General features: G+C 73.0%; 14 protein-coding genes and 1 pseudogene. 11 read left to right on the top strand and 4 right to left on the bottom strand.

All coding sequences use genetic code 11. The features are described 5' to 3' along the window. Positions 1 to 330: 330 nt before the first annotated feature. On the bottom strand, positions 331 to 660 hold the full coding sequence (locus D0D28_RS34115; RefSeq protein WP_233157134.1) for a hypothetical protein: 330 nt from the start codon (positions 658 to 660) through the stop codon (positions 331 to 333). 163 nt (positions 661 to 823) lie between these two features. Between D0D28_RS34115 and hisH the strand changes: the two genes are divergently transcribed. Then, positions 824 to 1,453 (top strand): imidazole glycerol phosphate synthase subunit HisH, encoded by a 630-nt coding sequence (gene hisH, locus D0D28_RS34110; protein ID WP_094004375.1) that lies wholly within the window; start codon positions 824 to 826, stop codon positions 1,451 to 1,453. A gap of 51 nt (positions 1,454 to 1,504) precedes the next feature. After that, positions 1,505 to 2,245: a bifunctional 1-(5-phosphoribosyl)-5-((5-phosphoribosylamino)methylideneamino)imidazole-4-carboxamide isomerase/phosphoribosylanthranilate isomerase PriA gene (gene priA / locus D0D28_RS34105; protein ID WP_094004376.1), complete on the top strand. Its 741-nt coding sequence runs from the start codon at positions 1,505 to 1,507 to the stop codon at positions 2,243 to 2,245. Here the strand turns inward: priA and D0D28_RS34100 are convergent. Both D0D28_RS34100 and D0D28_RS34095 read right to left on the bottom strand, forming a co-directional pair. Further along, the gene (locus D0D28_RS34100; RefSeq protein ID WP_094004377.1) at positions 2,229 to 2,609 is read right to left on the bottom strand and encodes a PPOX class F420-dependent oxidoreductase; all 381 of its coding nucleotides are present in this window, start codon (positions 2,607 to 2,609) and stop codon (positions 2,229 to 2,231) included. The two genes, priA and D0D28_RS34100, sit on opposite strands and share 17 nt — an antisense overlap. 54 nt (positions 2,610 to 2,663) lie before the next feature. Next, a pseudogene (locus D0D28_RS34095) lies at positions 2,664 to 3,476 on the bottom strand (DMT family transporter); the annotation flags it as partial. 34 nt (positions 3,477 to 3,510) lie between these two features. Here D0D28_RS34095 and hisF point away from each other — a divergent pair. Then, on the top strand, positions 3,511 to 4,284 hold the full coding sequence (gene hisF, locus D0D28_RS34090) for an imidazole glycerol phosphate synthase subunit HisF (protein ID WP_116115291.1): 774 nt from the start codon (positions 3,511 to 3,513) through the stop codon (positions 4,282 to 4,284). After that, positions 4,281 to 4,712: a phosphoribosyl-AMP cyclohydrolase gene (gene hisI / locus D0D28_RS34085; RefSeq protein WP_116115289.1), complete on the top strand. Its 432-nt coding sequence runs from the start codon at positions 4,281 to 4,283 to the stop codon at positions 4,710 to 4,712. Before hisF ends, hisI begins: the two co-directional genes overlap by 4 nt. 244 nt (positions 4,713 to 4,956) lie before the next feature. Here the strand turns inward: hisI and D0D28_RS34080 are convergent, their stop codons facing one another. Then, on the bottom strand, positions 4,957 to 5,571 hold the full coding sequence (locus D0D28_RS34080; RefSeq protein ID WP_094004381.1) for a TetR family transcriptional regulator: 615 nt from the start codon (positions 5,569 to 5,571) through the stop codon (positions 4,957 to 4,959). Positions 5,572 to 5,665: 94 nt separating this feature from the next. Here D0D28_RS34080 and D0D28_RS34075 point away from each other — a divergent pair, with 94 nt between their 5' ends. From D0D28_RS34075 to D0D28_RS34045, 7 genes are all read left to right on the top strand, one after another. After that, positions 5,666 to 7,228 carry an anthranilate synthase component I gene (locus D0D28_RS34075; RefSeq protein WP_116115287.1) on the top strand — a complete coding sequence of 521 codons (1,563 nt, stop codon included), beginning with the start codon at positions 5,666 to 5,668 and terminating at the stop codon, positions 7,226 to 7,228. Further along, the gene (locus D0D28_RS34070; RefSeq protein ID WP_116115285.1) at positions 7,206 to 7,757 is read left to right on the top strand and encodes a Trp biosynthesis-associated membrane protein; all 552 of its coding nucleotides are present in this window, start codon (positions 7,206 to 7,208) and stop codon (positions 7,755 to 7,757) included. The genes D0D28_RS34075 and D0D28_RS34070 overlap by 23 nt, the downstream gene beginning before the upstream one ends. 145 nt (positions 7,758 to 7,902) lie before the next feature. Beyond that, positions 7,903 to 8,712, top strand: coding sequence for an indole-3-glycerol phosphate synthase TrpC (trpC, locus tag D0D28_RS34065; RefSeq protein ID WP_094004384.1), 810 nt, complete (start codon positions 7,903 to 7,905; stop codon positions 8,710 to 8,712). Then, a complete protein-coding gene (gene trpB / locus D0D28_RS34060; RefSeq protein WP_094004385.1) occupies positions 8,709 to 9,932 on the top strand; it encodes a tryptophan synthase subunit beta in 1,224 nt (407 codons plus the stop codon). The genes trpC and trpB overlap by 4 nt, the downstream gene beginning before the upstream one ends. Positions 9,933 to 9,946: 14 nt before the next feature. Next, positions 9,947 to 10,720, top strand: coding sequence for a tryptophan synthase subunit alpha (gene trpA, locus D0D28_RS34055; RefSeq protein ID WP_430732415.1), 774 nt, complete (start codon positions 9,947 to 9,949; stop codon positions 10,718 to 10,720). A 51-nt stretch (positions 10,721 to 10,771) separates the two neighbouring features. Continuing rightward, positions 10,772 to 11,275 (top strand): DUF3291 domain-containing protein, encoded by a 504-nt coding sequence (locus D0D28_RS34050; protein WP_116115281.1) that lies wholly within the window; start codon positions 10,772 to 10,774, stop codon positions 11,273 to 11,275. Continuing rightward, positions 11,272 to 11,949 carry an MOSC domain-containing protein gene (locus tag D0D28_RS34045; RefSeq protein ID WP_116115279.1) on the top strand — a complete coding sequence of 226 codons (678 nt, stop codon included), beginning with the start codon at positions 11,272 to 11,274 and terminating at the stop codon, positions 11,947 to 11,949. The genes D0D28_RS34050 and D0D28_RS34045 overlap by 4 nt, the downstream gene beginning before the upstream one ends. The last annotated feature ends 234 nt before the right edge of the window (positions 11,950 to 12,183 follow it).

Raw genomic sequence — 12,183 nt, 5'->3', positions numbered from 1 at the left:
AGACGGCATACGAGAGGCTAAGGAGGCTTGTGGGCTGGGAGATGTGTAGAGGGGACAGGGGAGGATGGGCCGGCGGGCGGGCGTTCGCCTGTCCCGCGAGTGGGGCGGCCGGGCGGGTCCGGCTGTTGCGCCGAGAGAGCCACCCGCGAGGGGCCTCACCCGCACGGGTAGCAATCGGCCGCTCCGCCGCCTGGCCCCGGGCCGCTGGCGCCGCCCTGGGGCTCAGCGGCCCGCCGGGGACCGGACGCCGCGCCGTTGACGAGGCGCCGGGCCACCTGAGACCGGCGGTGGGCGGTGGCGGACATCGTCCCAGGCGTCCGCGGCGCCGGCCTACCCGCTCTCCGGCGTGTGCTCCGGCAGCAGGCGGCACAGCGCCTCGGCGCTGACCTGCAGGTCCTCGGCCGCCGCGGCGGCTTGTTCCAGCTTGCTGCGGATCGTCTGGAAGGCCAGCAGCCCGAGCTCGTGCTCCCGTTCCCGCAGCACCGGGCACCCGCGCAGGTCGTCGAGCACGCGGGTCACCGCCGTCGCCAGGGCGGTCAGCCCCTCGAGCAGGTCGCGCACCTCGTCCGGGCCCAGCCGGCCGCCCTCCACCTCGTCCAGCGTCTTGGCCAGCTCCCTGGCCCGCTCACCGGACCCGTGGGCTTCGCTCTGCGACGACATCGTCACTCCCTACCGCGGCGCCCTCCCGCTGCCTTCCCCCTCCTCCCGCAATCAAACGCCGCCGAGCCGCCCGGCGGAACCACCCATCGCGGAGCCGCCCGGCGGAACCACCCGCGCCGAGCCGCCCGGCGGAACCACCCACGCCAAGCTCTAGACTGGCCACGTGGCTCGCGTCGTGATTCTGGACTACGGATCGGGGAACCTGCGCTCCGCCGAGCGCGCCGTGCGGCGTGTCGGCGCCGAGGTCGAGGTGACCGCCGACCCGCATGCGGCGCTGGAGGCCGACGGGCTCGTCGTCCCGGGCGTGGGCGCCTTCGCGGCCTGCATGGCCGGCCTGCTCTCCGTGGGCGGCGAGAAGATCATCGGCAGCCGCCTCGCCGGCGGGCGTCCCGTGCTGGGCATCTGCGTCGGCATGCAGATCCTGTTCGAACGCGGCGTCGAGCACGGCGTGGAGACCGCGGGCACCGGCGAGTGGCCCGGCACGGTCGAGCGCCTGCACGCCGACATCGTCCCCCACATGGGGTGGAACACCGTCCGCGCCCCGGCGGACTCGCAGCTGTTCGCCGGCCTGGACCCCGACACCCGCTTCTACTTCGTGCACTCCTACGCCGCCCGCCGCTGGGAGCTGGACTCCGGCCTGCCCGGCCAGCAGCCGAAGGTGACCTGGTCGCACCACGGCGAGGACTTCGTCGCGGCCGCGGAGAACGGCGCGCTGTGGGCGACCCAGTTCCACCCGGAGAAGTCCGGCGACGCGGGCGCCCACCTGCTGGAGAACTGGCTGCGCACCCTCTGACCAGCCCCACCCTCCGACCGGCTCAGCGTCGTTGCTCCTTATAGTGGCCGCGTGACGTTCACCCTCCTTCCCGCCGTCGACGTGGCCGACGGCCAGGCCGTGCGTCTCGTCCAGGGCGAGGCCGGCACGGAGACCTCCTACGGCAGCCCGCTCGACGCGGCGCTCGCCTGGCAGCGGGACGGCGCGGAGTGGATCCACCTCGTCGACCTCGACGCCGCGTTCGGCAAGGGCGACAACAAGGAACTGATCTCCCGCGTGGTCGGTGAGCTGGACGTCCAGGTCGAGCTGTCCGGCGGCATCCGCGACGACGCGTCGCTGGAGGCCGCCCTCGCCACCGGCGCCCGCCGCGTCAACCTCGGCACCGCGGTGCTGGAAGACCCGGAGTGGACCGCGAAGGTCATCGCCACCCACGGCGACCGCGTCGCGATCGGCCTCGACGTGCGCATCACCGACCAGGGCCACCGGCTCAAGGGCCGCGGCTGGACCAGCGACGGCGGCGACCTGTGGGAGGTCCTGGAGCGCCTGGACCGCGACGGCGCCTCGCGCTACGTGGTCACCGACGTCAGCAAGGACGGCACCCTCAAGGGCCCGAACCTGGACCTGCTCGCCGAGGTCGCCGCCCGCACCGACGCCCCGGTGATCGCCTCCGGTGGGGTGTCCAGTTTGGACGACCTGCGGGCGCTGGCCGGTCTCGCGGCCGATGGTGTCGAGGGCGCCATCATCGGCAAGGCCCTCTACGCGGGCGCGTTCACGCTGCCGCAGGCCCTGGAGGCGGTCAGCCCGCGAGTTTGATCGCCAGCCCGATCGTCTTCCGACGGCCCCGCATCCTGCTGAAGAACATCGTCACCTGGCCGACGATCCCGTACTTGCGCGCGATCGCCGAGCGCGCCCGTTCGGTCGCCTCGTCGTCCAGGAGCCGGGCCTGCCCGGTCACCACCGGCCCGTGGGTCTCGCGGCCGCGCAGGTCGCAGCCCTGGAGCGTGACCTCGGGGTTGTTGCGGATCCGCTTGATCTTGCCCGCCGTCCGGTCGCTCCACACCACGATCTCGCCGTCGTGCCCGGCGGCCCACACCGGTGTCGGCACGGGCGTGCCGTTCTTGCGGAACGTGGTCAGCAGGAGGTACTTCTCGGCGGCCAAGCGCTCGAATTCCGACATGCTCCCCACGGTAGCGTGATCACCGCCCGGCGGGTGTCCGCGTGGACTGTCGACCTCGCCGAACCGGGCCAGCGCCAGCGCCGCCGCGACCGCGACGACGAACCCGGCCGCGGCGAGCGGGGCGAACCCGGCCCGCGTCGAATCGCCCAGCAGGAACACGCCGATCAGCGACGGCACCACCGTCTCGCCGACCACCATCAGCGCGGTGCCCGTCGTGACGCTCCCCCGCTGCAGGGCCGAGGCGTAGAACAGCATCGCGAGCACCCCGCCCGCGGCGAGGGCGTACGCGGCGGGATCGGTCAGCACCGCGGTCACGCCCGTCACGTCCAGCACCCGCCCGGCCAGCGCGACCACGCCGAAGCACAACCCGGAGATCAGCCCGAGCGCCGGCGTGCGGATGCGCTCCGGCGCCCGCCCGGCGATCCAGCCCGCCGCGGCCAGTACCGCGACGGCCGCGAGCAGGCCGGCGTGGAACGCCGTGCCCACCGGTTCGGACCCCTCGCTCCGCGCGGACACCCCGAGCACCGCCAGCCCGGCGCAGACCAGAGCGATCGCGGTCCACTCCCGGCCGGACAGCCGCGCGCCCAGCGTGAGCGCCGCCACGGCCGTGACGGCGAGGCTCGCGGCGAGCGCGGCCTGCACCACGAACAACGGCAGCACCCGCAACGCGATCAGCTGCGCCGCGAAGCCGGCCACGTCCAGGCCGAGACCGAGCACGTACCGCCACTGCCGCAGCACGCGCACCAGCAGCCGCGGGTCCACACCGGACCCGCCCTCGTCCACCGCGCGGGCCGCGACGGCCTGGAAGACGGAGGCGACCCCGTAGGCGGCCGCGGCGGCCACCGCGCAGAGCAACCCCCACCACACCCCCGCCACTCTAGGCAACATCTACCCTGGTGGCATGGGTGTAGCGGTCAGGGTGATCCCGTGTCTGGACGTCGACGCGGGCCGGGTGGTGAAGGGCGTCAACTTCGCCGACCTCAGGGACGCCGGCGATCCGGTCGAGCTGGCGCGGGCCTACGACGAGGCGGGCGCCGACGAGCTGACCTTCCTCGACGTGACCGCCTCTTCGGGCAACCGCGAGACGACCTTCGACGTGGTCCGGCGCACCGCCGAGCAGGTGTTCATCCCACTGACGGTCGGCGGCGGCGTGCGGACCTGCGACGACGTCGACCGCCTGCTGCGCGCGGGCGCGGACAAGGTGAGCTTCAACACGGCGGCGATCGCCCGGCCCGAGCTGCTGCGCGAGGCCTCCCGGCGGTTCGGCGCGCAGTGCATCGTGCTGTCGGTCGACGCGCGCCGCGTGCCCGAGGGCTCGGAGCCGACCCCGTCCGGGTTCGAGGTCACCACGCACGGCGGCCGCCGCGGCACGGGCATCGACGCGGTCGAGTGGGCCCAGCGCGGCGAGGAGCTGGGGGTCGGCGAGATCCTGCTGAACTCGATGGACGCCGACGGCACCAAGGCCGGGTTCGATCTGGAGCTGATCGAGAAGACCCGCAAGGTGGTCACCGTGCCGGTGATCGCCAGCGGGGGAGCGGGCGCGGTCGAGCACTTCCTGCCCGCGGTCCGGGCCGGGGCGGACGCCGTGCTCGCGGCCAGCGTGTTCCACTTCGGACAGTTGACGATCGGCGCGGTCAAGGACGCCCTGCGCGCCGGTGGGGTCGAGGTCCGGTGAGCCTGGCACCCGAGCTGGCCCAGCGGCTCAAGCGCACCGCGGATGGCCTGGTGTGCGCGGTCGTGGTCGACCACGCGACCTCCGACGTGCTGATGGTGGCGTGGATGAACGACGAGGCGCTGGAGCGCACGCTGACCACGCGGCGCGGCACGTACTTCTCGCGCAGCCGCCAGGAGCTGTGGGTCAAGGGCGAGACGTCCGGGCACGTGCAGCACGTGCGGGAGGTCCGCCTCGACTGCGACGCCGACACGCTGCTGGTGCGCGTCGACCAGACCGGACCGGCCTGCCACACCGGCACCCGAACCTGCTTCGACGGCGCCGATCGCCTCCTGCTGGACGATGACGGAACCGACCTGCGTAGCGGTGCGGGTAGCGGCCCCGCCCGCCAGCCCACCACCGCCCTCAGCGGACGCGCTCCGCGCGACTGACCCGACTCAGGCGGCCCCTGGCTGTGGGATCGCCTCCTCATGAATTCCCACCCGCCAGCCCGACCACCACCCCTGATGGACGCGCTCCGCGCGACAGCGCCGACCACCACGTCGGCGCTGTCCTCGCCAGGAACCGCCCGCCCGGCACCCACCACCACCCTCAACGGACGCGCTCCGCGCGACTGCCGATATCCAAACCCGCGGCGGTGCTGGTTGCTCGGGTGGTGGCTCCGCCGGTGCAGCGCTAGTCGATGTCGCCGGTGAGGTAGCGCTGCAGCGTCGGCCCGACGGCCGCTGCCAGCGTCTCGACGTCCGTGGTCGAGAACGGCTCGAACTTCGCCACGTAGCGCGCCATCCCCATGCCCACCATCTGGGAGGCGCACAGCGTCGCGCGCAGTTCCCGCCGGTCCGGCGACACCCGGCCGACCACGTTCTCCAGCACGTGCCGGATCAGGAAGTCCTTGAGGCTCAGCGCGGCCTGGTCGTGGCTGGCGATGCTGCGCACCAGCGCCGGGAACGCGCCGCCGTCGGTCGCGTCCCACACGGTGAGGAACCGCCGCACGATCCGCTTCCCCAGGTCGTCCACCGGCCCGTCCAGCAGCTCGGACAACAGCTGGATCGGGTCGAACGGCAGCTGCAGCACCGCCTGGGCGAACAGGCCCTCCTTGCCGCCGAACCAGTGGTTGACCATGGCGGCGTCGACACCGGCCCGGGCGGCGATCGCGCGCACGGTGGCGCCCTCGTAGCCGCTCTCGCTGAAGACCTCCCGCGCGGCGGCCACGAGCGCGGCCCGCGTGTCCTGTCCGCCGGGGCGGCGGCCGCGCCGCTTGCCGGGCGTAGGCTGTTCGGCGGTACTCACCCCGCAATGATGGCCCGGGCGCGGCCGGAATTCAACAAAGCCTGAATTAATGCCCGGTGCGCGGAGTGTCGGACCCGGGCGGCACAATGGCTCCATGGTCAGTGCGAATCCCACCGACGGTGGCCTCGGTTCGGTGAGCCCCGCACGCGACGAGTTCCGCGCCCTCGCCGAGGGTCGTCGCGTGATCCCGGTGGTCCGGCGGCTGCTCGCCGACGGCGAAACGCCCGTCGGGGTCTACCGCAAGCTCGCGGCCGACCGCCCGGGCACGTTCCTGTTCGAGTCGGCCGAGAACGGGCAGTCGTGGTCGCGCTGGTCCTTCATCGGCGTCCGCAGCCCCGCCGCGCTGACGGTGCGGGACGGCCGCGCGGTGTGGGAGGGCACCCCGCCGGTGGGCCTGCCGACCGAGGGCGACCCGCTGACCGTGCTGCGGGAGACCGTCGCCGCCCTGCACACCGAGCCGTTGCCCGGCATGCCGCCGCTGACCGGCGGGATGGTCGGCTACCTGGGCTACGACGCCGTGCGCTGGCTGGAGAAGCTGCCTGAGCTGGCCGAGAAGGACCTGGACATCCCCGAGCTGACCATGCTGCTGGCCACCGACCTGGCCGCCGTGGACCACCACGAGGGCACGGTCACGCTCATCGCGAACGCGGTCAACTGGGACGACAGCCCGGAGCGGGTCGACGCGGCCTACGACGACGCGGTCCGCCGCCTGGAGGAGATGACCGAGCGGCTCGGCGCCGCCGCCCCCGCGACGGCCGCCGTCTTCGACCGGCGGGCGCCGCGGTTCGAGCGCCGCCGCACGCAGGCCGACTACTTCGCCGCGGTGGAGAAGGCGGTCGAGGCCATCAAGGCGGGTGAAGCGTTCCAGGTCGTGCCCTCGCAACGGTTCGAGATCCCCACCCAGGCCGACGCGCTGGACATCTACCGCGTGCTGCGCACCTCCAACCCCAGCCCGTACATGTACCTGCTGCGGCTGGACGGGTTCGACATCGTCGGCTCCAGCCCCGAGTCGCTGGTCACCGTGCGGGACGGCCGCGCCACCACGCACCCGATCGCCGGCACTCGCTGGCGCGGCGCGGACCCGGAGGAGGACGCGCAGCTGGCCAAGGACCTGCTGGCCGACGAGAAGGAGCGCGCCGAGCACCTGATGCTGGTCGACCTGGGCCGCAACGACCTGGGCAAGGTCTGCAAGCCGGGCACCGTCCGGGTGGTCGACTTCTTCGCCATCGAGCGCTACAGCCACGTGATGCACATCGTGTCGACCGTCACCGGCGAGCTGGCCGAGGACAAGACCGCGTTCGACGCGGTGGCGGCGTGCTTCCCCGCCGGCACGCTCTCCGGCGCGCCCAAGGTGCGCGCGATGGAGCTGATCGAGGAGCTGGAACCGACGCGCCGCGGCCTCTACGGCGGTGTCGTCGGCTACCTCGACTTCGCCGGTGACGCCGACACGGCCATCGCGATCCGCACCGCCCTGATCCGGGACGGGATCGCCTACGTGCAGGCGGGCGGCGGGGTGGTGGCCGACTCGGTGCCCGAGTACGAGGACAACGAATGCCTGAACAAGGCCCGCACGGTGCTCTCCGCGGTCGCCGCCGCGCAGACCATGGCGCCGCCGCGGAAGCTGGACCCGGCCGATGACGTCGCCAGCGTCCAGTAAGCGTCCACTGTGGATGGTCGCGGCGGCGCTCCTGCTGGCCGCGGCAGCGCTGTGGGGCTCCTCGCAGCTGGTCTGGGCCGCCGAGCCGCGTGACGCCGGTGTCCGCGGGATGGTGCTGGACCGGCACACCGGGGCGGAGCAGTCCGGGGCGCTGGTGCCGCTGGCCGTGCTCGCGCTGGCCGGGGTCGCCGGACTGATCGCCGCGGGCGGCTGGCTGCGGCGGGTGCTGGGCGTGGTGGTCGCGCTGGCCGGGATCGCCGCCGGCTGGATCGCCGTCGACGGCTGGCGCTTCGGGGGCTTCCCCGAGGGCGCGCCCGTCGCGCAGATCTTCGCCGGGCGCGGACTGGCCCTGCTGGCGGGAATTCTGATGCTCGTCGCCGGGTTGACAGCCATCAAGGGTGCGGGCCGCATGGCGAGGATGGGCGCGCGCTACGAAGCCCCGGCCGGCCGCAAGAAGGCCGCGAAGGATCCGGACGCGGAACTGTGGGAGGCGCTCTCCGAGGGCGAAGATCCGACTACTGATCGGTAGGCGGCGATTTCCGCTACCGGACAAGGCAAGTCCGACCCGGAACCGGTCCGCACAGGTGGGCGGGTTAGCATCTTTTCTGCGGGAAGGGGAAGGTGTTTGTGAGCCAGCTTTCGAGTGAATGTGCGACAACCGGTGAGGTTGCGCCGTGACCGTTCTCGAAGACATCGTCGCCGGCGTCCGGGAAGATCTCGCCGAGCGGGAGAAGGCACTCCCGTTCGACGAGCTGAAGCGGCTCGCCGCGCAGGCGCCGCCACCGCGGGACGCCATGTCCGCGCTGCGTGATTCGTCGATCGGCGTCATCGCCGAGGTCAAGCGCCGCAGCCCGTCCAAGGGCACGCTGGCCGACATCCCCGATCCCGCCGCGCTGGCCAAGGACTACGAGGCGGCCGGCGCACGCGTCATCAGCGTGCTCACCGAGCAGCGCCGGTTCGGCGGCTCGCTGGCCGACCTGGACGCCGTCCGCGCCGCGGTCGACATCCCGATCCTGCGCAAGGACTTCATCGTCAGCCCCTACCAGGTCCACGAGGCCCGCGCGCACGGCGCCGACGTGGTCCTGCTGATCGTCGCCGCGCTGGAGCAGAACGCCCTGATGGCGCTGCTCGACCGCGTCGAGTCGCTGGGCATGACCGCGCTGGTCGAGGTGCACAACGCCGAGGAGGCCGACCGCGCCCTCGAAGCCGGGGCCAAGGTCATCGGCATCAACGCCCGCAACCTGCACACGCTGGAGGTCGACCGGGACGTCTTCGGGCGTCTCGCGCCGGGCCTGCCGTTCGACACGGTGAAGATCGCCGAGTCCGGGGTCCGCGGCCCGGGCGACCTGATGGCCTACGCCGGGCACGGCGCCGACGCGGTGCTGGTCGGCGAGGGCCTGGTGGCCTCCGGCGACCCGAAGGGTGCCCTGATGAAGCTGGTCACCGCCGGATCCCATCCCGCCTGCCCGAGGCCGAGCCGATGAGCGAACACGAGCAGCACCACACCGAGCACGACCCCGACGAGCGCGGCTACTGGGGCCCCTACGGCGGCCGGTTCATGCCGGAGGCGTTGATCGGCGTCGTCGACGAGGTGTCCGCCGAGTACGACAAGGCCCGGGTCGACCCGGAGTTCCAGGCCCAGTTCCAGCGCCTGCTGCGCGACTACGCCGGACGCCCGTCGCTGCTCACCGAGGCCGAGCGGTTCGCCGAGCACGCCGGCGGCGCGCGGATCTTCCTCAAGCGTGAGGACCTCAACCACACCGGCTCTCACAAGATCAACAACGTGCTGGGCCAGGCGCTGCTCACCAAGCGGATGGGCAAGAAGCGGGTCATCGCCGAGACCGGCGCGGGCCAGCACGGCGTCGCCACCGCCACCGCGTGCGCCCTGATGGGCCTGGAGTGCGTGGTCTACATGGGTGAGGTCGACACCGAGCGGCAGGCGCTGAACGTGGCGCGCATGCGGCTGCTCGGCGCCGAGGTGATCCCGGTCAAGACCGGTTCGCGCACCCTCAAGGACGCGATCAACGAGGCGCTGCGCGACTGGGTCGCCAACGCCGACACCACGCACTACCTGTTCGGCACCGCCGCCGGGCCGTTCCCCTTCCCGGTGATGGTGCGCAACTTCCACAAGGTCATCGGCGAGGAGGCCCGCGCGCAGATCCTCGAGCAGACCGGGCGGCTGCCGGACGCGGTCGCGGCCTGCGTCGGCGGCGGGTCCAACGCGATCGGGATCTTCCACGGCTTCATCGACGACCCGGACGTGCGCCTGGTCGGCCTGGAGCCGGGCGGCGAGGGCGTCGACGGCAACCGCCACGGCGCGACCCTGACCAAGGGCACGCCGGGCAACCTGCACGGCGCGATGTCGTACCTGCTGCAGGACGAGGACGGCCAGACGGTCGAATCGCACTCGATCTCCGCCGGCCTGGACTACCCGGGCGTCGGTCCCGAGCACGCGTGGCTCAAGGACAGCGGCCGCGCCGAGTACCGGCCGATCACCGACGCCGAGGCGATGGAGGCGTTCGCGCTGCTGTCCCGCACCGAGGGCATCATCCCGGCCATCGAATCGGCGCACGCGCTGGCCGGAGCGATCCAGCTCGGCCAGGAGCTGGGCCGGGACGGGCTCATCGTGGTCAACCTGTCGGGCCGCGGCGACAAGGACATGGACACCGCCGCGGCGTACTTCGGATTGGTGGAGAAGTCGTGAGCGGTCTGTCGGAGATGTTCGGGCAGACGCGTGCGGAGGGCCGGGCGGCGCTGGTCGGCTACCTGCCCGCCGGGTACCCGACCGTGCCGGGCTCGAAGGACTTGCTCGCGGCCCTGATCGACGGCGGCGCGGACCTCGTGGAGATCGGCGTGCCCTACTCCGATCCGGTGATGGACGGCCCGACGATCCAGCTCGCCGCGGACGCCGCGCTGAAGAACGGCTTCCGGCTGCGAAACCTGTTCGAGGTCGTCGAATCGGTGTCGGCCCGCGGTGGCCGGGCGGTCGTGATGACCTACTGGAACCCGGTGCGCCAGTACGGGGTGGCGAAGTTCGCGCGCGACCTCGCCGCCGCCGGTGGCCTGGGCCTCATCACGCCGGACCTGATCCCGGACGAGGCCGGCGACTGGATGGCCGCGTCCGAGCAGCACGGTCTGGACCGCATCTTCCTGGTCGCGCCGTCCTCCTCGGAGGAGCGGATCGACCTGACCGTGAAGGCCGGCTCCGGGTTCGTGTACGCGGCCGCGGTCATGGGCGTCACCGGCGCGCGTGACCAGGTCAGCAGCGGCGCCGCCGAGCAGGCCCGCCGCACCCGGGCGCACACGGACCTGCCGATCGGCGTCGGGCTGGGTGTGCGGTCGCGCGAGCAGGCGGCGGAGATCGCCGGGTTCGCCGATGCGGTGATCGTCGGATCCGCGCTGGTGTCGGCCGCCGCGGGTGGAACCGAGCCGGTGCACGCGCTGGCCGGTGAGCTGGCGGAGGGTGTCCGCCAGGCCGTCGCCACGGCGTGAGACGGCCAAAAACACATGGCCCCGGCCGGGGTTGATCGGCAGACTGGCCGCATGGCCTACGAACTCGCTCAGGTGAACATCGGTCGCCTGGTCGCACCGCTGACCTCGCCCCAGCTCAAGGACTTCGTGGACGCGCTGGACCCGATCAACGCCCTCGCCGGCGCCGCGCCCGGCTTCGTGTGGCGCATGCAGACCGAGGACGGCAACGCGACCGCGGTGCGCGCCTTCGAATGGGACACCGGCACCAGCGCGGGGATCATCGTCAACATGTCGACGTGGCGCTCGGTCGAGGACCTGGCCGCGTACGTGTACTCGGGGGAGCACCGGGCGGTGCTCAAGCGCCGCCGCGAGTGGTTCGAGCGGATGCCTGAGGCGTTCACCGCGCTGTGGTGGGTGCCCGCGGGACACCGCCCGACCACGGACGAGGCCGAGGACCGGATCCGGCACCTGCGCGCGCACGGGCCGACGCCGTACGCGTTCACCTTCCGCGAGACGTTCCCGCCCGGCGGTGCCGTGGCCGAGTCCGGACAGGCCGACTGGTTCTGCAAGGCATGAGCACGGGCAAGGTGCTGTCGGTCAACATCGGGTCGAAGCGGGAAGTGCGGGAAGCCGATCTCGGGGTCACCGGGATCGACAAGCGCCCGGTCGAGGGGCCGGTGGCGGTGGCCGCGCCCGGTCCGCGTGGCGTCGGCGGCAGTGGCGTGACCGGCGACGTGATCTGCGACCTGCGGCACCACGGCGGCGACGACCAGGCGGTGTACGCGTACGCGCGGGAGGACCTGGACGTCTGGGCGGAGGAACTGGGCCGCGACCTGCCGCCGGGCGTGTTCGGCGAAAACCTGACCACGATGGGTCTGGACGTCACCGGCGCGCTGATCGGGGAGCGGTGGCGGATCGGCGAGTCGCTGGTGCTGGAGGTGACCTCGCCACGCATCCCGTGCCGGACGTTCGCCGGTTGGCTGGGTGAACGCGGCTGGGTGAAGACCTTCACCCGGCGCGCGGTGCCCGGCGCGTACCTCCGGGTGCTGGAGCCGGGACCGGTGCAGGCCGGGGACGCGGTGACGGTGCTGTCCCGGCCCGGCCACGGCGTGACGATCGGCACGGCGTTCCGCGCGTTCACCACGGAGCCCGCGCTGCTGGCCGACCTGGCCGGCGTGGAGGCCCTCGCGGAGGCCGACAAGCGCAAGGTGCACCGCGCCCTGAAGCGACGCGCCGCCGCCGCGGACTGAGCCCAGCGCAGAACTCACGCCGCCGAACGCAGACCTCACGCGCCCGAGCGCAGAACTCGCGCGCGTGAGCGTGGGACTCGGGGACGTGAGCGTGGGACTCGCGCGGGCCGCGAGTTCTGCGTTCGTGCGCGCGAGTCCCACGTTCCTGTCCGCGAGTCCCACGTTCCTGCGAGCGAGTCCCACGTTGCCGCGCGTGAGTTCTGCGTTGCCGCGGGTGCGGGCTGCGGTGGGGGG

Source organism: Amycolatopsis ruanii (genome assembly GCF_003385175.1).
Taxonomy (GTDB): Bacteria; Actinomycetota; Actinomycetes; order Mycobacteriales; family Pseudonocardiaceae; genus Amycolatopsis_E; species Amycolatopsis_E thermalba.
This window is presented reverse-complemented; position numbering and strand designations above follow the sequence as displayed.

Bases quoted from the DNA above. Each gene is read 5' to 3' on its own strand.
- D0D28_RS34075 (WP_116115287.1), top strand. From the start codon at position 5,666: ATGGTCAGTGCGAATCCCACCGACGGTGGCCTCGGTTCGGTGAGCCCC.
- D0D28_RS34045 (WP_116115279.1), top strand. From the start codon at position 11,272: ATGAGCACGGGCAAGGTGCTGTCGGTCAACATCGGGTCGAAGCGGGAA.
- D0D28_RS34050 (WP_116115281.1), top strand. From the start codon at position 10,772: ATGGCCTACGAACTCGCTCAGGTGAACATCGGTCGCCTGGTCGCACCG.
- D0D28_RS34115 (WP_233157134.1), bottom strand. From the start codon at position 660: ATGTCGTCGCAGAGCGAAGCCCACGGGTCCGGTGAGCGGGCCAGGGAG.
- trpA (WP_430732415.1), top strand. From the start codon at position 9,947: ATGTTCGGGCAGACGCGTGCGGAGGGCCGGGCGGCGCTGGTCGGCTAC.
- trpB (WP_094004385.1), top strand. From the start codon at position 8,709: ATGAGCGAACACGAGCAGCACCACACCGAGCACGACCCCGACGAGCGC.
- hisF (WP_116115291.1), top strand. From the start codon at position 3,511: ATGGGTGTAGCGGTCAGGGTGATCCCGTGTCTGGACGTCGACGCGGGC.
- D0D28_RS34100 (WP_094004377.1), bottom strand. From the start codon at position 2,609: ATGTCGGAATTCGAGCGCTTGGCCGCCGAGAAGTACCTCCTGCTGACC.
- D0D28_RS34070 (WP_116115285.1), top strand. From the start codon at position 7,206: ATGACGTCGCCAGCGTCCAGTAAGCGTCCACTGTGGATGGTCGCGGCG.